Here is a 20,097-nt window from a genome sequence, read left to right as displayed (position 1 = left end):
GTCAGCGTGCCTGACTACGGCTTTTCTCGAAGCCGACCTTGCCGAGAGCGCGGCGTCTGGCGAGCTTTTTCATCCGGGTTTGGATTTCGTCTTCATCGGCATGTGCGGGATCGAACGGACGGCCGTGCCAGCGCTTGAGTTCGCGATGCTGCTCGTGCTTGGGATCGGCGATGGCGTCGAGGAACAGTTCGAAGCCGGGGATGCCGCCGACATCTTCGGGTGGGGCGCGGCCGGCGCCGTCGATGTAGCGGGGATACTCGGCGGCGGGATCGGCATCGGCGACCGCCTCGATCGTGATCGTGTGCCTCCAGTCGTCACCGAAGTCGTAGGTGTAGGTCAGTTGCATGATGCCGCGATCGACCAGCGAGCCGAGCCGCAAGGTCTTCGCCGAGTAGGTTTTATCGCGCAGGCTATCCCATTCGGGATTAGGGATGGCGTAGCGCCTTCCGTCGGCGCGGAACTCGAACAGGTGATAGTCGTCAAACGGCATGGCCGCCTGGATTACGTCGTGCAAGGCCTTGAGCGTTGCCGTCAGCGGCACCTCGGCGCGCCGCCAGATGGCTGGCTGCCAGTCATCGAGCTGGATCCTGATGCGGGCGATGCGATCGGCGTGGCTCATGCCGCCAATCTTGCAGATTGCGCCTTCCAGTTCCACGGCAGGAGTTCGGACAGCCGGCTTTGCGGCGTGTCGGCGATGCGGGCGAGCACATCGGCGAGCCAAGCCTGCGGGTCAGCATCATTGAGCTTTGCCGTGCCGATCAGGGTATACATGACGGCCGCGCGATCGGCGCCACGGTCCGACCCAGCGAAGAGCCACGACTTTCTGCCGAGAGCCAAGCCGCGCAGCGCCCGTTCGGCAGCATTGTTCGTCAGGCAGATGCACCCGTCTTCGAGGAAACGAGCGAAGCCCGCCCAGCGTTTGAGCATGTAGTCGATCGCCTGGGCGACCGGGGCGTGGCGCGAGAGCCTGGCACGCTCGCCACGCATCCATGCTTCCAGCTCGGCGACGAGCGGCGCGCTTCTTTCGGTCCTGACGACAAGACGCTGCTCGCCAGCCAAGCCGTTGATGTCGCGCTCGATGTCGAACAGGAGATCGATGCGTTTGACGGCTTCGAAGGCGATCGGCGAGATCGGCGGCGCGGCCTTTCCCCGACGAGCATTGGCGGCGATGTCGGCAAGCACGAAGAACTTGCGCCGCGCATGGCTCCAGCAGAGCGCCTCCGTCACCGGTCCGGGCTTGCGGTCGCGGAGGTAGAGCCGGTTGTAGCCGGCATAGGCGTCGGCCTGCAGAATGCCGGTGAACTGCCTCAGGTGCCGCTCGGGATGATCGCCGGACCGGTCGCGGGATGCGTAGAACAGGGCTGCCGGTGGTGATGCACCGCCGAAGGGCCGATCGTCGCGGACATAGATCCAGGCTCGACCGGTGGTCGTCTTGCCCTTCGCCAGGATCGGCACCGTAGTGTCGTCGCCGTGAAGCCGCTCTGCCGAGAGCACATGGTCCTCGATCAGCGCATGCAGCGGACGCAGCACCACCGCGCATGCGCCGACCTGATCGGCCAGCGTCGACAGGCTCAGCTCGATGCCTTTGCGGGCATAACGCTCACTCTGCCGGTTCAGCGGCTGGTGCTGGCCGAACTTCTCGAACAGCACCATGGCAAGCAGGTTCGGGCCGGCAAAGCCGCGCGGCGTGACGTGGAACGGCGCCGGTGGCTGCGTGATCGCCTCGCACTGCCGGCACGAGAACTTCTCGCGCACCGTCTGGATCACCTTCCACTGGCGCGGGATCACCTCCAGCGTCTCGGTGACGTCCTCGCCCAGCTTAGACAGCCGGACCGATCCGCAGCACGGGCAGCTCTCGGGTGCGGCAATTACCACGCGCTCGCGCGGCAGATGCTCCGGGAACGGCTTGCGCGACGGGCGCCGGCGCTCGAATGAGCGAACCGTCTGTGTCTGGGACGCCGCCCTCTCGGCAGCGAGTTCGTCCTCCGATGCGTCCGCCTCCAGATCCTCGAGCTGTAGTACCATCTGCTCGAGCAGCCTGGCCTTGCGTTCCGAACGGCTGCCATAGAGCTCGCGCCTGAGCTTCTCGATCTCCAGCTTCAGTCGTGCAATCAGCGCCTCCGTCCCGGAACTGACCGCCGCCGCGCGGGCGGCAAGGGCTTCGGCCTCAACGCGCGCGGCGCGCTCCGCGAGGATCATCGCGTGGGCGGCGGCGAGGTCGGAAGGGAGCGATTCAGCGGCGGACACCAATCGATGGAATCACATCCACCGCCATGTGCAAGGCCAAAATCGTCAGCCGGTCGCCGTCGGCCGCCAGGTCTTCTGCGGCATGCGCCAATCAATGCCTTCGAGCAGATAGCCGAGTTGGGCCGGCGTGATAGTGACTGCGCCGTCGGCCGGCGATGGCCAGATGAAGCGGCCGCGCTCGAGCTTCTTCGAGAACAGGCAGGCGCCCTGGCCGTCGTGCCACAGAACCTTGATCAGATCGCCGCGACGGCCGCGGAAGACGAACAGATGACCATTGTGCGGATCACGCTTTAGCGTCTCCTGCACCACCAGCGCCAGGCCCGGAAAGCCCTTCCTCATGTCGGTGTGGCCGGTCGCCAGCCATACCCGCACGCCGCTCGGAACCGGGATCATCGGGACCCGAGCGCGTCCAGAACGCGCCGCAGCGCCTCGGCATCTACGTCGCGATCGACGCGGACGCGGCGCCCGCCGCCAAGCTCGATCTCGATGATGCCGCTCTTGCGGCGACGTCGGCCGGGAGACGCCGATGGCGCCGGCGCCTCAACGGCGGGCGGCGCAGCAGCAGGAACGATCTCGACCGCGACCAATTGCGAGGGACCGGCATCGACCCGATCACACAGGTCCTTGCGCCATCGAAAGAGTTGGCTGACGTGAATGCCCGCCGATCGCGCGACTTCCGACACCGACACGTCAGGCTCAAGAGACGCCGCGACCAGGCTCTCCTTCTCCTCACGCGACCACCGCCGGCGTCTCTCGACCGACGTGATCACCTCCACCCGCGGCATCGTCATAGGGCTACTCCTAGGATTATCCCTAGGACTTCCGACGTTCGCCCTCAGCCCGCAAGGCGGTCCTCACCGGAGGGATACGGCGCGCCACAACCAGTGTTTGATCCTCACGAAGGTTGCCGATCGGAACGAACGTGGCTTTTCAGTCCTTTATTTCAGACCGCTGAAGGCCCCTATCAACGCCTTATCAACGATCAGTTCCGCCGGTGAGCTGTGCGAGCGGATGGAGATATCGACGTAGTCCGCTAGCATAGAGACGCTCCGCAGTCCGCGAAGCAGCGAACGAGGCGCGATCCGCGCGGTCTCGTGTGTCAACAACCACGGAATCGGTTTTGGAAGCTGTTTGACAGATCACCTGACATTGTCGGCTGCTCAGTTGGTCGTGGGACGCGTACCGCGAGCCATCGGTCCATCATCTCAGCCGGCGGAGTCCCGTAGTTGCGATAGCCGTCGAGACAGCGCTTGGCGTTGTATTTTTCGAGCCAGAGCCTAAGCTCCGTCTGCATGCAATCCATGTCTAAACGATCCACCGCCGCACGGCGACCGCAAAAGAACTCGCCGGATACGATCCGGCCGAAACGCTCGGCGAAGCCGTGAAGATGCCCCGGGGGCAGTCGAGTGGCATGGTATTTGATCTCAGCCGTCGCGAAAGTGGGCGCATAATCGCCGCATGGCAACGCAGCGCTGGCGATCACCTCCCTCACTACGAGCTCACGCACTCCATAGAATGGTACGACGAAGTTTTGCATCAACTCGGTGAGCGCTTGCTCATGCCAGCCGACCTTAAGCGCTGCAAAGGCATAGGCGCAGTAGATATCGACGACGAAACACAGAAAGATCTTGCCTTCGTTACGGAGGCGACTAACAGGCAGAATGTTGGCGCAGAGCACCTCCCCGGGCGCCTGAGTTTCACTGTGACGCTCACGAAAGCTGGGGTTGATGGCTTCGACGAAAGCGGACTGCTCGGCCGTGAGTCTGAGCGATCGTTTAGTAGCGAGCGCTTCAAGCGTCAACCACCGCTGCCGACGGCAGCCGAGGCCGCGCTCTCTCAAGAGTTTCTGCACCGTGACCGCCGACAGGCGCAGTCCCTCGCTATGCAGCAGATATTGTAGGCGATTGCAACCATATGCCGGATGTTGCAAGGCGAGCGCCGCAACCCGCCTTGCCGTCTGCCGTGGCGTCTTCTGAGGGTGATTGCGGGGAATCGGCGACCGGTCCTGCAATCCAATTAAGCCTTGCTCCCGAAAGCGGCGGCGCCACGCGTAGAAGCTCGTGCGGTCGATGCCGCCGCGACGACACGCCTCCGCGACGTTGCCTAGCGTCGTCGCCAACTCAAGGATACCGAGCCGCTCACGCGCGAGGGCCATTGAGCCCTCCTCTGGCCGCTCTTTCGCAACGGCTGATATACTCCGACGTTTAGCTTTGGCTCTTGCCACGGTGCCCTCCGATCGTAAGTTGCCTCCGTGGGGCGTGTTGAAGCAAATCCAACGCTAGACCTGCGTACGGCCATCGAGCCGCCGCTTATGAAAGCGATGATAAAAGGTGATCTTGTCACCGAAGCCCTCCCGCATGCCGCAGGCCACCACGCGGCGGCCGCTAACATGGTGCTTGGGGCACGAGCCCAAGCACGTTGGCAGCATAAGGCAGCCACCGCACCCCTCGCTGTGGAATGGGTTGAAGCGCTCATATGGCATCTCAGCCGTCGTCACGTCCCGCAGTGTTCTATCCATATCGTCCGGCAGAATGCGCGCGAATGTCGACTGGGATGTGCCCACAGCAGGGATGCACTTGCCGAGGTTGCCGTGTGGATCAATCGTGAACGAATTGCGCACAACCGCGGTGCAAGGGTAGCGCTTGGGCCGCGGCATACCGAACACCATATATCCCTCCGCCTCGAGGAAGCGACGAAACACCAACTCCTTCTCGGCGAACTCAGTGTTGGTGAAACAGTCGTGCGGCACGCAATCCACCAGACCTCGGCTGGTGTTGATGAAACCAAGACGGAAATCGATGCGGTGATCGACCACACCGTGGCTCTTGAAGAGACGCACGACATATTTGGCCTCTTCAATGTTATCCCGATCCACGTTGATGCGCATGGTGAGGGACCCAGTGGCATCAACGATGTCCTGCACGTGCTCGGCCAAGAACCGATAATGGGCCTCCGCCTTCGCTATTGGCACCTGTCGCCGCCCAGAATAGGTTTCGGGCGTGCCGTCAAGGGAAATCTGCAGCGCCTTTATGCTGAGTTCGGGCAGGGCGGCTACCCTTTCCGGCGTCAGCAGGACGCCGTTGGTCAGCATCTCAGCATAGTAGTCGATGCCGCGCTCGGCACAGATCGCCTTGAATGCCCGCGTCATGAAAGTGATTGCGGCATAACCGATAAGCGGCTCGCCGCCGAACCACTGGACGACTAGCTGACGGCTGTCGCCCAGTTGGCGACGGACGAACTCCACTGTCGCTTGCTGCAGCTCTTCCGACATGATCTTCGTCTTGGCTATACTGCGCTGGAAGCAGTAGCTGCAGTGCTGATTACAAGCCATGGTTGGCGCGATGGTCACAAACAGGCGTGATTTGTCGACCTTGTTGAGGCGTAGCCGCTCCTCCTCGTCGCTGAATTCGTCCAGTTCGGCCGGCACCACGAAACCAAGCGTAGCGAGACAGCTCACAAGCTCGCGATCTGGCGCGGCGTCTCCGTGCTTTAGGCTGTCGAGACACCTTTTGACGATAGCCCAGCCGGCCATATCCAGTTCAAGAGTCTGGCCGTTTCTCGCGTTAAGCAGCAGAGTCATGTCGTCTGACTCACTGAAGGGCATGTTGAAGCTTGACGGTTTCCAATTCCGGGCCATAGTCATGGTCGTAACGCTTCCCTTAGCTGAGCCGCACGCCCGGCTTGTCGTTGAAAGGGCACAACGGCGGCGTGGTGTGGACCGAGCCATAGGAGAAATAGGCGTCCCGGTAACATCGACCCTTCTCCCACACGCAGCTCTCGAAGGACGAACAGGCCTCACAACTGGACCCGGCAAACCGCTCGCGGCTCGGATGGATAAAGTTGAGCAATCGGGAACCAGTCCAGATTTCGCGCAACGATTGGTGTCGGGCGTCGCCCACCAGGAATGGCTCCTCGTAGGCCATCTGTTCGCACAGGAAGGCGCCGCCGTCGGGACCGATGCCGAGAGCGTGCCACCCGCCTCCGCAGCCAATCCGCTGGCTCCAGATCTGCAGCTTGCGCTCCGACGTCAGCTCTCCAGCCGGCGTTGGGGCGATCGACAGATTTTCGTTTAGCGCGATGTCCGGATACTTGGCTCGGATTGCCTCAAACTCGCGGGCAAGCGTTGCGTGATGTGCGCCCGTAACGAACAGATCGTCGCTGTGACGGTGGAATGAGCGCGAATAACGCACAAAACTGAAGGTGCGAGCGCCGCGAGGATAGAAGAACTCAACGATTTTCTTCGGTTGATCGACATTTAATCCAGTAATGACCGCCTTTATGATAGGCTGTATGCCGAAAGTCATAAAGCTCTCGAAGGTCATGGCCGCCAGTTGCGTGCGGGGTTTCCTGACGTTCAGCACGCGCATATTCATGTGGTCGTCGGCGGCATCGAAGCTAAGTTGCACAGGCCGTTCGACCACGCCGTTGATCTTCTCCTTGAACCCGGCATCGACTAGCCGCGCGACCGCGTTACGGTCCAGAAATGCTTTCGTCGATAGGAGGAACAGCATCTCGTGCTCGACAAGCAGATTGAGAAAGTCGATCCCGTCCTGCCGCACGAAGGTGTCCCCATTATCGGGTGAGCACATCCGCACCCCCATAGAGGCTGCCTCCTCGATCAACTCGCGCCAACGTTCAAGACGCATCTCCTTGCCTGCTTTGATGCGTCGGTCGGCGTAGCAGTAAAGGCAGTCGGTTTGGCAGCGATGTGTGAAGACCGTATAGAGGTTGATCGGCGCTTCTAGACGGAATCGGGTCTTGATCTCCTGCATCACACGCGAATATGCCTGCTGATCAATGACGAAACAGCGCGGGTCGAAGCGGAGCGCCTCGGTAATCGGGTTATCGGCAATCTCCACGATGCCGTGAGCACCAATTCCCGTAGCCGATACGCTGGCGCGCACCAGAGCGTCGACGCCGGAGAGTGTCTCGACGAGGCTCCCAGCCGCTGCCTCCGGAAAAAGTTGACGGAAGAAGAGATCGATCTCGGAAAAGCGCGAGACGCCATCCAGTAACGATAGGGCGAATCCCTGGATCGGAGTTAAGAAATGGATGTGCGTGTTGATGTAGTCAAGAGGATAGAGAATTGGCCGATTCCCATCTTGTGTGAAGACGAAGTCCCGGCGCACTGCGACAAACTGATCTGGTCTTATGGGTAGCTTTGTCGTCATCGCACTGTCTCTCTCGCACTCTTGCCGGAGTTGACCGAATCCTCTACTTGGCCGGTACCATCCAGATGCGCTTGGATCCGGATGGTATCCTGACCACTGGATTGGCCTACCAGCAGATCATGCAGGGACAGACGGTGCAGCTGTCGCAGCCCGATGCGAGTAGGGGCTCTCCCAACGTCGGTGCTCCCTCGCCAGGAACGAGGTCGACCTTGAGGCCCTTTTTCTTGATCAGGGTCTGCATCTCCTGGATCAACTTGTCAGACTCATACTGGTGCAGCAAAGTCCCGAAATCGACTTCTCTGCCCTTGACGGTAACAACCTTGCGCTCTTCGATCGTCTTCATTTTCCATCTCCATTAGGTTGTGTGGATGAACCACGTTTACGACTATGCCTGTTTTCAGATTGGGCTGCCTTGATGCAGGTCAGCCTGTCTCTTAACCTTCTTGACTGACAGTGCGCGGGTGTTATCAACCTAAATGCTGGTGAGGGATTTGCGGCGAAAACGATGCCGCTTGTAGCTGACGGTCGCGGTGTTCATGTCATCGCGGTTAGCCGCAAATCCCTCATCGCACTGAGTAGTATTCTCCATCCGCACATCACACAGCCAACGCCAGGTTTCACAATGAAAAACTCCCGTCGAAGGATTCGATCCGCTTTGGTCATACTCTTAACTGTTGGCGCGGTAAGTGGGATATGGGGCTATTCGCTATGGCATGTGGCGCAAGAACCACCGAATGCGCGCCTCGCGCTGGATGCGTACTACCCGCAGATGCCACCAGATGCGCACCATCGATATCTTACTCTTCCGATTGATTATGCAGATGAAAGCAGCGGACGCTTTCGCGCGTTCTATGTGCTCAGCCCTAACTTCAATCCCCAAGGTCCCGTAGTCTTTTTTCTGACGGACGGGCAAATGGAAATAGTTGGCCCGGGCGTTGATTTCTCTTTCTTTGATGAGCAGCTGCCTGGGGTATCTTATGTGCTGATCGGCCATCGCGGCCACAGCCCCACGGTTTTCCCGGAGGTCTATCCAAACGGCAAGCTGGATCTGCGCCGCGCAATGAACCTTTATGGCTCCTGGCAGCGCGTCGAGGATATCGAACGCGTAAGGCAGGACATGGTTTCAGCGAGGCTGCTTCCGTCAGGCGGGCGCATCATGATTTTCGGAGCCTCAGGCGCGGGCGTACTTGCCCAACAATACCTGGATCGACATGGGGAACACGTAGCCCGGGCATTGCTGGCCACCACGGGAGCGCCGGACTTAGCCCGCCAGCAGCGATGGACCTTCGCTCGCAACTTCGCTGAGTTCGATCCGGGGGCCGCTGACACCCTGTCAGAGATTGCAAGGCATCAGAATGGCAGGCGCCTGAGCTTGGCTTATATGCTCTTTCAACTCGGGCGACAAGGACAGTCGGGCTTGGCAACACTTCGTAAGGTCATCCGCGCAGAGCTAAGCCACAACCCCTTACCGTATGCTTGGTATGAGCTGCACCCGAGCCTGAACTGGTGGCTCAGCCGCGCCCTGCTAGGCCTGCCTGCCGCCGATGCCGCGAAAGTGCGGATGTACGAGCTACTTGGAACCGATCTGCAGAATGGGGCCTGCTCATATGGGTACGACCTCCCACTCTACCAGTGGTCCGCAGAAATCCTAAAGAATTTTCTGCATCAGCATGCGCCCTTGCCGAATCTGCAGTTGGATCGGAGCCGTTTTCAGGGGGAGGTTTTGGTCGTCTCGGGAAAGGATGATGTCGTATTCTCTCCGGCAATAGGCAAAGCCATCGCATCGGCCTATCCCAGCGCCCGCTTCCTATTGGTTCGGGGTGGCCATCGACTGGAACTGGATCACGAGTACCAGCGTGCAGTTCGCAGAGCCTTCTTCCTGCATGGCCTACAGGCACGCGACACAGCATCGCTCCTGGACTCTCCTCCCTTCACTCCCGTAGAGCAGGGCGGGGGGGTGCAATAGGTCAGAACAAGGGCGATGTCACGTTGTCTACACATAAATGGTGTTGAGGGCGGTCGCCCACATCCGCCTCCGCACCCGCAGGCTCGAAAGTGCTTGATTTCGTTAAAGCCTTTTTTGGTCAGACTCTAACATCGACGGCCACACGTCGCTTTGACCCGGTGGCGAAGGAACGACTGATCGATGCGTGTCTTGAGGCCGGGTTTTCGGCAGCCAAGCTTGCGCTCAACACAACGTTGGGCACTTATGTGGAGCAGCGACTGGCCGGCGTAGTCATGACCCCGAGTGGCGCTGCCGCTGCTGGTCCCGCCGTTCCGTGGAAGGGCCGCCGGCATGGCCCGCGAAAGGATCGGCGATGGGCCAGGGCTTGGAGCCCGGAGCAGATTGCCCGACGCTTGCCGATCGACTTCCCGGACGACAAGACGATCTGCATCAGCCACGAAGCCATCTATCAAGTAGGGATGTCACGTTGTGTCCATACACGCGTTGAGACCTGCAGCCGCTGATGTCCGCTGACCATGGCCACGGCTTTCCATTCCGCCATGGCCTGCAGGCGGTGAATATGTGTAGCGAGAGCGCAGCGTTTTGAGCGGGGCGGGACGAAGAGATTGCGCAGAGCCGAGAAGATCGAAACGAAGCGTTACAGTGCTCCTGGTGGTCGGAAGCCTTGCATAATCCGCTCCCGTTTTCGCAGCGGCACATGCGAATTCTCGGCACGGTTGTTCAATCCCTTATGCGACCGATGCTCGACGTCCGGCATCACGCCTTGCTTCTTCAGCAGCCGCGTCAGCAAGCGCTTGGCCGCTTTGGTGTTGCGGCGGTTCTGGACGATCTCGTCGAGCACATAGCCATCCTGGTCAACGGCGCGCCACAACCAGTGTTTCCTGCCGGCGATGGTGATGACGACCTCGTCCAGGTGCCAAACATCGTTTCGGCTGTGCTGCTTGCGGCGCAAGCGGCGAGCGTACTGCGGACCGAACTTGATGCCCCACCGGCGGATTGTCTCATACAAAACCACAGGATCCCGCGATCCAGCAGCATTTCCTCGAGACGCAGGCTCAAGGGGAACCTGTAGTAGAGCCAGACCGCATTGGCGATGATCTGCGGCGGGAAACGATGGCGCTTGTAGCTGACGGTTGCGGTGTTCATGACATCGGGTCTATGCCGCAAATCCCTGAACGCGAGTTAAGTTGACAACGCCTCTCCGGCTCCTGTGGCAACCGGAAACACGCTGGTTTCGTTCTGTGGTTGTTGCAGGCGGGGCGGCTCTTTGTCAAAGAGTCGCCTGGCATCAAGCGATCTCGGAATAATGATGCCATCATCGCTGCGCGCAGACGCCACCCAACAGTAAAGCCAGCCCCGAGAAAAAGGCAGAACCCGATCAAACATACGCAAACCTTTAGCGGGCACATACCCGGCTTGCGGGTCGCCGACAACCGGCCGAATGGGCACAAAGAACGGGCGGCATTGCTCGCCGCCGTGGGCAGGAAGATCGCCCACAGGGACCGGTTGGACAATAGGCTGATACGACACCGGCGGTGAGCTCGATCAGAGGGTCGATGTTGTTGTCGGCTTTCTTCTGCACGAGCATAACGCAAACGTAAAGAAGGTTTCACGCACCCTACCGTGCTGCCGAAGTAAGATGCGCTTGCCGCCATCCTGCGGCTTTTCAGATGGAGATTTGCCATGAAGAAGCAGAATCTTGATCGCCCCATGCAGAAGTCCGCTGCCGCCCAGGCGCCGCTGCCGAAGCGCCGCTTGCCGGGTGACAGCGCCACCCTGACGTACCTCTCACCCCGCTTCAATACCGCGCCATCGGGACGGCTCTTTCTGAGACAACGAAAGTGTTGAAAGCGGAAATCAGGCTACAGGATCTGAGAGGCCGCGTTTGGCAACGCGCGGGCCGAGTGGAATTCGGTAGGAGCTGGATCCAGGCCTTTGATCACCCAGCGTTGGAAATGGTGCTGGTCAGGACCGACGGCCAATGGTTCGCCGTTGTACGTGAGCGAGCAGCCGGAATGGTCACACCGGCGGCAGTCGAGGCTTTTGATTTGGACGCTTATGTCGAGCTCTATCAGGAATGTGTGGCCTGGCCGCTGGACTATGTAATGATCGAGGTGATGGAAGGAGAACGCCGTATGCGCATTCGCGCCGGCGTTCTTGGGTCTGCGCCGATCTACTGTCGCGCCCAGCACGATGTGATATTACTGTCATGGGATTTCGCGGACTTCCTAGGTGTGCCATTCGCGCTCGATGCGGAAATCGCAGCGCATTACCTGACGCTCGGGACCTTCTACTCGGCGCGGCAAATATGCGCCGGCGTCACGATGTTGACGGAACGCGGTTCCATCTATGTTGCACCCGGCGTGGCCAACTACTGCTATCCGGAAGCGGTGGAAGTGGTCGGACCAACGGACGAGCAGGGCGGATTCGATCCTGCCCCCCGATTCCGTCAGCTGCTGCATGAGGTGTTGACCATGAGGCCGATCAAGGAAAGCGGGGCTACAATTGAGCTGAGCGGCGGAATGGACTCGGCGACAGTCGCAGTTGCTGCGCGTCACACGATGGGCAGGCTCTCCAGCAAGGGCATCCTACTGGATGGCAAGCACCGGTATGCCCAGATGGAACGGCGCAACGCGATTGTCGCGCAGCTTGAGCTGCGGGATAGCACCGTGAATATGGCCGACTTCCTGCCCTGCCTCGATCTCCGGACAGACGCTCGGCGGAAGGAGCACCCGTTGGGCGAGTTCTACCTGGAAGCGTTCGAGGCTATTTGGGCCGATGCGCGAAGCGAAGGCGCGCAGTACCTGCTCACGGGAATAGGCGGCGATGAACTATTCCAGCTGTTCGCTGGCGAAATGGCCCCTGAGCGCCTGTCGAGCGAGACGATGATCGCAGAAGTCGGTTCCTATGCCGAAAGCATTCTGACACAACGCGCCCTGACGGCAGCACGCTCGATGCGGTTGTTCGATGCGCCCACGAGCGTAGTTTCCATGCCGACGCTACTAGCGCATGTGTGCAGGGCTCCATACCTGCTGCGGCGCGGGTTGTGGCCAATCAATCCGCTGAGTGATCCGCGGTTGATGGAATATTGCCATGCGCTCCCACTGTCGGCTCGGTTCCAGCGAACGACAATGCGCAAATACCTTAATTTGGGCCTAAATGCCGGCATATTCCCCTGCACTTACGCAAAGGAGACATTCGCGCGTGTGCTTCCGGAGTTAATCGCCCAAGAGGCCGACCGAATAGCATCGCAGCTGAAGGACTGCGCGCTAGCGGATTTCGGCCTGGTCGATCAACGGGCGGTACTGAATTTATTGGAGGAGGTCGCGGCAACACGGGCGGAAGCGCCCTGCGCGCCGCTGGCGTTCTTCCTGTGGCTGGAACGATTTGTGCGGCAAGTGACATGATGGTGGCGACGAACGATACTGCAGCAGTGGAACGGGTCGTTGCGGCCGCTTTGGAGGCGGAGTACCGCCTTTCGGCCGAGGTCCGCACGGTCGTGCGTGGCGTCAACTGGACGCTTGCTGCAGGGCCGGACAGAGCGCCAGTGGCTTATGTTCGCCTTTACCGGCCCGAAGGTCGGCCGAAGGCCGAGATAGCGGCCGAGCTTGCGGTGCTCGATGCCGTAGTGGCCACCGATCGACTGGACGTGGCAAGGGCCGTGGCTAGTCAGAAGGGGCAACTGCTGACGCAGCTGGAAGTGCCGGGGTCCGGCACCCGGCCAATGGCCGTGTTTCAGGTGGCGGCGGGCGAGCCGGTGCGCGCGCGTCCCGATGATCTGCGGGCTGCCGGCGCGGCATTGGCCGACCTGCATGGTCAGACGCAGCTGGCCGCACTCGCGCCCCAACGCGAGCTGGCGGCCGAGGGGGAGATTGATCGGACCATCGCCCGGATTGAGGACGGCTTCGCCACTGAGCGCGCCAGGCTGGTGGCTGCGGTGGCCGATCTGCGGGGTCAAGGGATGAACCGGGCGGCGGGGCCTGCAGGGTTCTGCCACGGCGATTTTCGGATGGCCAACCTGCACAGGGCTATCGATCGGATTGTGATGTTCGATTTTGACGATTGCGGCCTTGGCCCACAGTGGCTCGATCTGGCCACCGTCGGGTGGTGGCTGGAACTGGCAACAGGCGATGGCGCCGCCGAGTTGTGGCGAGCGTTCCTCACTGGTTATGACCGGGCGAAAGACGACGCCGAGCTAAGCAATTCCCTGCGGTGGCTTGTAGCAGTCCAGCACCTGCGGTCGCTGCGTTTCTTACAAGACTACTGCCAGTTGGATACCGAAACCTGGGTTGATGCCCTAGGGAGCGCCGCTGGTATGGTCGAGCGGGCTGCCAGCGGTTCCCTACGCTTCTTGAGGGGCTCGTGATAACCGTCTTCGATGCCAGGTTGGCCGACGTGCCCTGGCTGGCCGAGCTGCAGGCTGGGGAGGAATTCAACCGGTGGATTTCCACTCCGCCGCCTGTCGCAGAGCTCCGGACGGAAATCGAGGGGAAGCTGGTGGATATCGCGGCCGGGCGCGGCCACTACCTTGTGGCCCGTTGGGCAGGAATGCCCGCGGGGTATGGGGCGGCCTACCTGACCCCATGCCGGCGGCGGGCTCACATCGAGGTGGGAGTGCGCCCTGACCATTTCCACAAGGGGATCGGCACCGCGATCGTGGACGCGCTGATTCACTACAAGCGGGCGGCATTCTTGGAGCGGCTGCTGGCGGTCGTGGATGCCCGCAACAAGGCCTGCCTGACCCTGCTACGCTCGCGCGGTTTCTTCGAGGCGCAGCCGGCGCCGACGCCGGGCCTCGTTTCGTTGGTGCAGGACCCTGGAAACTGAAAACTCGGCCCAAGATCGTGCCGCGGTTCAAGTCGCGATCCGCGAGGTGATCGAAGACTTAGTTAGGCAGATTCGCGGGCTGCCAAACGTGATGAAGGAGTTGACGTCCATCACGCCGTTGACGGCCCGTGCGAACCTCGGTCATCGATCGCGCTTCTCAGCTGTGCTTGTTTTTACTTGCATATTTGCAGTTCCATAATATGCGTTATACCACTTTTAGATCGATTGATTGCACAAAACCCATATATGGGAATTTGCGGACGCATTCAATTACATCGAGCACCTCTAAAACCCTCGGAGACGCACTCGACACTACACTGTCTGAGCTCTGTCGAGGTTCATGCAGTCATATCCTGCTTTGCATTAGGCTACCGTCCACCTTTGGCACTTCTTAGACTATTCTAGACTGATGCAGTTGCAATCGGCTTTCGCATCGCAAGGCCTAGCAGTCGACTTTTGCGTATACACGCTGTGTTGCGAAACGAACAACCGTTATTCCCCCTACCATCACATAGAAATTCCAGCATATGGCTTGATTGTAGAAATTTCAGGTGCCATACGTTTGGATGCATATCGTTCCCTATGGCGTATATGAGAATGTGATGATTGAAGGAGCACAGTGATGCCCGGGGAACTAAGCAATAATATGATTGAACTTACTGCAGATATCGTTGCAGCCTATGTTCAGAAAAATGCAGTGCCAGTGTCCGGGGTTGCCGGATTTGAGCGCCAGCGTGAATTCGGCGTTGTCCAATATTGGGCCGCCAGCTCCGATCGTAAAGCCCGCCCCCATGCCGGCAGTTAACCCGAAAAAGTCGGTGTTTCCGGCATCAGTCTTGAGGACGGTAGGAAATATAAGTCCCTTAAGCGCCATCTTGCGACCAGTCATGGGCTGACCCCTGATGAATACCGGGCGAAATGGGGTCTGGCGAAGGACTATCCCATGGTTGCGCCGAGTTACTCGGCGACCCGATCGGCTTTGGCAAAGTCGCTAGGCTTGGGAAGGAAGCAAGCTCCGGCCAAGAAGCCTGCGGCGAAACGCAAAGCGAAGGCCTGAGGTCTGACGCTATCGCATTCGGCACTCAACGCCACTCCAAATGGTGGCGTTGATGCCGCAACGAACATTGCACCTGGATGCCGCCGAGCCGTTGTCGGTGCGACGAGTTTTGCGAACCGGCGCAGAGCTTCGTGTCCCAGGGCGAAGTTTGGCGGACTCCGATTCACGAACCGGAAGCGGGGTCATGAGTAGCTTGGCGCGCGCTCTCCTTGGCTTCATCGGCCCCCACAGACGCCGGCGACGGCGGACGCTGCCTGGCTTTCGGAGAGATTCCTCAGGGGGTTCGACGGATGTCGAGGCTAGCTCGATCCCGAACCGCGCCTGCGCCTGAGCAACGATGGCGTGGCGATCATGGTTGGCGCGGTCGGCACGGATCCATTGTGCAAGCGTCTCCGATTGGGCCGATCTCAGAACGGGCCTCCCGATCATCGGCGGTCGAGCGCCGCATTGCGGCTTGCTTGCGTTTAAGCTTCCTCTCAAGCCGCGATCGAGGCGTTGCTCTGCGGCAGACGCCGCTCATAGTCCTCGCGCAATCAGCGGCGCCGCGAGCGATTCGTTCAGCTTGATGTCGGCCTTGCAGCTTGGGCAGCTGACTTTCGGTTCATTGAGAACCCGGGCTGGACTGTCATTCGAGGTGACTCGCTGAGCGCTGATGTAGTCGCAGACCATATATTACCGGCCGCTTTTGGAAAAGAACAACGAGTGAACGTGAGTGCCGCCCCCAGTGTAAGGGAAGGAGGTAAGATCGAAGCCGACATTCGCCTGGTCGGCGGTCGACAACGATCATGGTGATCGCCCGCATCCTACGCGCCGGGCCATGACGTGGTCTGGCGGGTCTTCCAAGCGCCGATTTGGCCGGTTAGGGTTTGCAGGAGCGCGAACAACCGGATGGATGAACGCAATGATGCTGGAAAAATTGCGTGCCTGTTGGGGATTTAGCCCGACCGTCGATAGGAACGTCGCCCTGGTCGAAGGCTTTCTGAAAGGCAAGCGCTTCGCCGACCTGGCGCAGGAACATGGCTTGTCGATAACGAGGGTGCGCCAAATCATCGAGAGGGCCGATCGGCACGTGGGCGGCGGCATCGTGACCGAGGCTGAACCGTCCAAGGCCTCGCCTCGATCCGATTTCATGGTCGACTATCCGTATGTGTGGAAGCTGGCCGAGCTGCACCGGCTCGGTAGCGTCACGCCGCATCATTTCTTTACGGAGTTGGGACGCGCGGGATCGCTGGAGCGGCTGATTGACAAGATGAAGCGGTTGCCGGGGCGCACACCAGCAACAACACGTGAGCTGGCGCGCCTCGTGTGGCAAAAGGAGAGAGATGAGAGCCCATGGCCTGCAATGAAGCGATCAAACATTGCGGTCATGCAACCAAGCTGCCCGGTGGATCATCCGGACCGCGGCCTTCAATGCCAGCTCGCCTTGGAACCGGCCCTCCAGGCATTGGTTGAGCGCGCAGCGGAATCTGGCTGGACCGAGGACGAGATAGCCCACGCGCTCCTCGAGCTCGCCGGCGCGCGCCTCAAGGGGGCAGCTACCAGCGGGGCAAGGTGCCTATCTGAACAGCAACCGTGACGGGTTCTGTTGCAACTTTTTTTGAACTGAAGCAAGAAGATATGGCGGGCGGTGCTTATGCGGCGGCGAGGATTGCGGCTCGGCCAAGACGGATTTGGGTTGAAGGCGAACCTCGCCTGTCGTTTGCGCATCATGTGAAGCATTTCGATGCCGTCGAGGATGATGCTTGCGGCTGCGGGAGATTTGAAGCCGAGCATCGGCCGAACACGGCGCTTGATCCGCCGGAGAGGCGTTGTCAACTTAACTCGCGTTCAGGGATTTGCGGCATAGACCCGATGTCATGAACACCGCAACCGTCAGCTACAAGCGCCATCGTTTCCCGCCGCAGATCATCGCCAATGCGGTCTGGCTCTACTACAGGTTCCCCTTGAGCCTGCGTCTCGAGGAAATGCTGCTGGATCGCGGGATCCTGTGGTTTTGTATGAGACAATCCGCCGGTGGGGCATCAAGTTCGGTCCGCAGTACGCTCGCCGCTTGCGCCGCAAGCAGCACAGCCGAAACGATGTTTGGCACCTGGACGAGGTCGTCATCACCATCGCCGGCAGGAAACACTGGTTGTGGCGCGCCGTTGACCGTTGACCAGGATGGCTATGTGCTCGACGAGATCGTCCAGAACCGCCGCAACACCAAAGCGGCCAAGCGCTTGCTGACGCGGCTGCTGAAGAAGCAAGGCGTCGCGCCGAAGCGCATGATCACCGACAAGCTGCGCTCCTATGGAGCAGCCAGGCGACAGGTGATGCCGGACGTCGAGCATCGGTCGCATAAGGGATTGAACAACCGTGCCGAGAATTCGCATGTGCCGCTGCGAAAACGGGAGCGGATTATGCAAGGCTTCCGATCACCAGGAGCACTGCAACGCTTCGTTTCGATCTTCTCGGCTCTGCGCAATCTCTTCGTCCCGCCCCGCTCAAAACGCTGCGCTCTCGCTACACATCTTCACCGCCTGCAGGCCATGGCGGAATGGAAAGCCGTGGCCATGGTCAGCGGACATCAGCGGCTGCAGGTCTCAACGCGTGTATGGACACAACGTGACATCCCCAGTGGACCTGTTCTCCAAGCGGATATTCATCAGCGCGCGCAGCGATCCCGTTGCACATTCAGACGCCGTATACATGGCCGCAACCGACCTGTTCACCAAACCCGATCCGATACCCTTGACCTGCAGGAAACCATCCATACAGGGGTTGAGATCGGGCGAGTATGGCGGCAGGAAGATGAGCTGCGCGCCGGCCGTCTCGATCGCGTCCTCGATCGCGTCTCTCACACCGGCCGCCTTGTGGGAGGCAGGTTGTCCATAATGACGACGTCGCCCTTTGACAAAGTGGGGACCAGAACCTGCTCGACATAGGCCAGGAACACGCCGCCCTTCATGGCGCCGTCGTCGACGAAGGGCGCGGTCATGCCCGTCAGGCGCAACGCGCCGGTGAAGGTCGTGGTCTTCCAGTGGCCATGCGGCACGCCTGGCCGGCAGCGCTCGCCGCGCGGCGCTCTTCCACGCAGACGGGCCATCTTTGTGGAGAGGCCGGGGTGAGTAGGCCGGAGGGATTTCACCTGCCGGCCTCTCGCAGAACGGTGCGTGAACCTCTCGATTCACACCGCTCCCATCAGGCAAACGTATTCGTTCCGAACGCCTTCCAGTGCACAAACAGTCCTGGATTTTCCCGCGCCAGCTTTCTCACGAAGAGGCTGGCACGCGTCTTATGAGACTGAAAGCGACTTGAACTTACGCATGATCCACGCCCTGAGCTTCCGGTTGACGTAATCAGCCAGAGTGGACAGGGCCGAACGGCTGTAACGGCCATAATAGGCTATCCATCCCCGAAGGAGTGGATTGAGCTGTTGGGCAATTTCAGCCAGCGTCCCCGGCGTTTGCCGCGGGATGTTCAAGCTTTTGATCGTGGCTCGAATCGACTTCAGCGCCGTTGGGCTGGCCGCAGGCGTGTAGCCACAGAAGAACTCATCTCGCTGCGTGTTCGCCACGCGTCGCGGTCGGAACTGATACCCAAGGAAGTCGAACACGACATTCGGGTATTCCCTCTGCGCCTTTGGTCTTTGCAATAGACGATCTTGGTCTTTGTCGGATGCATTTGAAGCCCGCATGCTGCCAGTCGAGCACCAAGCTCCGCCTTGAGGGCTTCTGCCTGCTGCTCATTCCGGCAATGCACAAGGCCATCGTCCGCATATCGACACCATGGAAGGTCAGGGTGTGTCCGCGTCATCCACAGATCAAATGCATAGTGCATGAAGAGATTCGACAAGATCGGGCTGACAACGCCCCCTTGCGGGGTACCGCGTGTGCGCTCGACGACTTCTCCGTTCTTCTCCATCGGCGCTGCCAGCCATCTTTCGATGTACAGCAGAGCCCACTTGCATGTGACGTGCTTCCTGACCGCCTTCAGCAAGAGATCGTGCGGAAGATTGTCAAACAGCCCTTTGACGTCGAATTCCAGAACCCAGTCATGCTTCCAGCACCGCTGACGCGTCACGCCAACGGCATCCAGAGCCGATTTTCCCGGCCTGTAGCCGTAGGAGTCTGGAAGAAAGAGGATATCCAAATCCGGCTCAATCATCTGCTTGACCACCATCTGTGCGATCCGATCGCTGACGGTGGGCACACCCAAAACCCTTTCGCCCCCACTCTTCTTCGGAATGGAGACAGCGCGAACCGGCGGTGGGAAGTACGTCCCTGAGGACATCCGATTCCAGACCTTGTAGAGGTTTCCTGCAAGGTCCTTCTCGAACATCTCCAGGGTCTGCCCGTCCACCCCGGCTGCGCCCTGGTTGGCTTTGACCGCTTTGTAAGCTTCGTACACTTGTCGTTTCGCAATTCGAAACGGCTTGTCTGTCGTATCTTCTGAAGTCATCCTGTTTCCAGTTGTTCCAAACAATACGACCACCTGATCCGACCCCTTTGCTCCGGCCCCATTACAGGGCCTTCAGCGCTCATACGGGCCGGTCCGCCCCAGTCCCCTGCATCGGTACTCTCGCCTTGCGGTTTGGCCCGCTTGAGCTTCTCCCTTTGCATCAGGAGCCTGGTTCCTGCAGTTCCGCGCGAATGCCTGTGTCCGACTCACGCCCCCTCAACGCCGGTCGCCGCCCGCCCTGTCATCAGGCACCCGGCGGACTTGTCCCAGGACGACGAGACGGTCCTGGTTTCGGCGACACTTACATTCATAACGACGCGTCTTCGAAGGGTTCACTTTCGTTCGTCTTTCGGACACCCACCTGCTCGGATCTCGTCCGAACTTTTCAT

General features: G+C 60.2%; 14 protein-coding genes and 7 pseudogenes. 9 read left to right on the top strand and 12 right to left on the bottom strand.

Translation table 11 applies throughout. The annotated features are described in order from the left end of the window. Position 1: 1 nt before the first annotated feature. The 8 genes from Amn_RS32035 to Amn_RS32000 form a co-directional block, all read right to left on the bottom strand. Positions 2–619 carry a plasmid pRiA4b ORF-3 family protein gene (locus Amn_RS32035; protein WP_286288506.1) on the bottom strand — a complete coding sequence of 206 codons (618 nt, stop codon included), beginning with the start codon at positions 617–619 and terminating at the stop codon, positions 2–4. Continuing rightward, positions 616–2,199: an IS66 family transposase gene (gene tnpC, locus Amn_RS32030; RefSeq protein ID WP_286299951.1), complete on the bottom strand. Its 1,584-nt coding sequence runs from the start codon at positions 2,197–2,199 to the stop codon at positions 616–618. Before tnpC ends, Amn_RS32035 begins: the two co-directional genes overlap by 4 nt. Positions 2,200–2,292: 93 nt before the next feature. Next, positions 2,293–2,640 carry an IS66 family insertion sequence element accessory protein TnpB gene (tnpB, locus tag Amn_RS32025; protein ID WP_286288509.1) on the bottom strand — a complete coding sequence of 116 codons (348 nt, stop codon included), beginning with the start codon at positions 2,638–2,640 and terminating at the stop codon, positions 2,293–2,295. Then, positions 2,637–3,038 (bottom strand): IS66-like element accessory protein TnpA, encoded by a 402-nt coding sequence (tnpA, locus tag Amn_RS32020; RefSeq protein WP_286288512.1) that lies wholly within the window; start codon positions 3,036–3,038, stop codon positions 2,637–2,639. The genes tnpB and tnpA overlap by 4 nt, the downstream gene beginning before the upstream one ends. Before the next feature lie 308 nt (positions 3,039–3,346). Next, a complete protein-coding gene (locus Amn_RS32015) occupies positions 3,347–4,402 on the bottom strand; it encodes a helix-turn-helix domain-containing protein (RefSeq protein WP_199202507.1) in 1,056 nt (351 codons plus the stop codon). A 123-nt stretch (positions 4,403–4,525) separates the two neighbouring features. Further along, the gene (locus Amn_RS32010) at positions 4,526–5,827 is read right to left on the bottom strand and encodes a radical SAM/SPASM domain-containing protein (RefSeq protein ID WP_244750062.1); all 1,302 of its coding nucleotides are present in this window, start codon (positions 5,825–5,827) and stop codon (positions 4,526–4,528) included. A gap of 79 nt (positions 5,828–5,906) precedes the next feature. Continuing rightward, positions 5,907–7,418, bottom strand: coding sequence for a radical SAM protein (locus tag Amn_RS32005; protein WP_199202508.1), 1,512 nt, complete (start codon positions 7,416–7,418; stop codon positions 5,907–5,909). Between the two features lie 106 nt (positions 7,419–7,524). Next, the gene (locus Amn_RS32000) at positions 7,525–7,761 is read right to left on the bottom strand and encodes a vWA domain-containing protein (RefSeq protein WP_199202509.1); all 237 of its coding nucleotides are present in this window, start codon (positions 7,759–7,761) and stop codon (positions 7,525–7,527) included. A gap of 162 nt (positions 7,762–7,923) precedes the next feature. Between Amn_RS32000 and Amn_RS31995 the strand changes: the two genes are divergently transcribed. Together Amn_RS31995 and Amn_RS31990 are read left to right on the top strand one after the other, a co-directional pair. Beyond that, on the top strand, positions 7,924–9,384 hold the full coding sequence (locus tag Amn_RS31995) for an alpha/beta fold hydrolase (protein WP_244750063.1): 1,461 nt from the start codon (positions 7,924–7,926) through the stop codon (positions 9,382–9,384). Positions 9,385–9,593: 209 nt separating this feature from the next. Further along, positions 9,594–9,836: pseudogene (locus tag Amn_RS31990) on the top strand (IS30 family transposase); the annotation flags it as partial. On the opposite strand, the pseudogene Amn_RS31985 reads toward Amn_RS31990, so the two are convergent. Next, positions 9,833–10,530 (bottom strand): annotated as a pseudogene (locus Amn_RS31985) (IS6 family transposase). The pseudogenes Amn_RS31990 and Amn_RS31985 sit on opposite strands and share 4 nt — an antisense overlap. Positions 10,531–11,067: 537 nt before the next feature. On the opposite strand from Amn_RS31985, the gene Amn_RS31980 reads away from it, so the two are divergent. The 6 genes and pseudogenes from Amn_RS31980 (at position 11,068) to Amn_RS31955 (ending at position 16,844) form a co-directional block, all read left to right on the top strand. After that, positions 11,068–11,232 (top strand): hypothetical protein, encoded by a 165-nt coding sequence (locus Amn_RS31980; RefSeq protein WP_202367956.1) that lies wholly within the window; start codon positions 11,068–11,070, stop codon positions 11,230–11,232. 107 nt (positions 11,233–11,339) lie between these two features. After that, positions 11,340–12,791: an asparagine synthase-related protein gene (locus Amn_RS31975; protein ID WP_286299948.1), complete on the top strand. Its 1,452-nt coding sequence runs from the start codon at positions 11,340–11,342 to the stop codon at positions 12,789–12,791. Then, complete coding sequence (locus Amn_RS31970) at positions 12,788–13,750, top strand: phosphotransferase enzyme family protein (RefSeq protein WP_286299716.1); 963 nt, start codon at positions 12,788–12,790, stop codon at positions 13,748–13,750. Before Amn_RS31975 ends, Amn_RS31970 begins: the two co-directional genes overlap by 4 nt. Next, positions 13,747–14,211, top strand: a complete 465-nt coding sequence (locus Amn_RS31965; RefSeq protein ID WP_199202513.1) for a GNAT family N-acetyltransferase — start codon at positions 13,747–13,749, stop codon at positions 14,209–14,211. The genes Amn_RS31970 and Amn_RS31965 overlap by 4 nt, the downstream gene beginning before the upstream one ends. Positions 14,212–14,833: 622 nt before the next feature. Next, positions 14,834–15,268 (top strand): annotated as a pseudogene (locus Amn_RS31960) (Ros/MucR family transcriptional regulator). A 901-nt stretch (positions 15,269–16,169) separates the two neighbouring features. Next, positions 16,170–16,844: a hypothetical protein gene (locus Amn_RS31955; RefSeq protein ID WP_244750064.1), complete on the top strand. Its 675-nt coding sequence runs from the start codon at positions 16,170–16,172 to the stop codon at positions 16,842–16,844. Between the two features lie 92 nt (positions 16,845–16,936). On the opposite strand, the pseudogene Amn_RS31950 reads toward Amn_RS31955, so the two are convergent. Beyond that, positions 16,937–17,068: pseudogene (locus Amn_RS31950) on the bottom strand (IS6 family transposase); the annotation flags it as partial. A gap of 56 nt (positions 17,069–17,124) precedes the next feature. Between Amn_RS31950 and Amn_RS31945 the strand changes: the two are divergent. Then, positions 17,125–17,817, top strand: a pseudogene (locus Amn_RS31945) (IS6 family transposase); the annotation flags it as partial. A gap of 206 nt (positions 17,818–18,023) precedes the next feature. Here the strand turns inward: Amn_RS31945 and Amn_RS31940 are convergent. Both Amn_RS31940 and ltrA read right to left on the bottom strand, forming a co-directional pair. Then, positions 18,024–18,368 (bottom strand): annotated as a pseudogene (locus Amn_RS31940) (transposase); the annotation flags it as partial. 80 nt (positions 18,369–18,448) lie between these two features. Beyond that, a pseudogene (gene ltrA / locus Amn_RS31935) lies at positions 18,449–19,708 on the bottom strand (group II intron reverse transcriptase/maturase). Between the last annotated feature and the right edge of the window lie 389 nt (positions 19,709–20,097).

This window comes from Aminobacter sp. Y103A, assembly GCF_030294925.1.
GTDB classification, from domain to species: Bacteria; Pseudomonadota; Alphaproteobacteria; order Rhizobiales; family Rhizobiaceae; genus Aminobacter; species Aminobacter ciceronei.
This window is presented reverse-complemented; position numbering and strand designations above follow the sequence as displayed.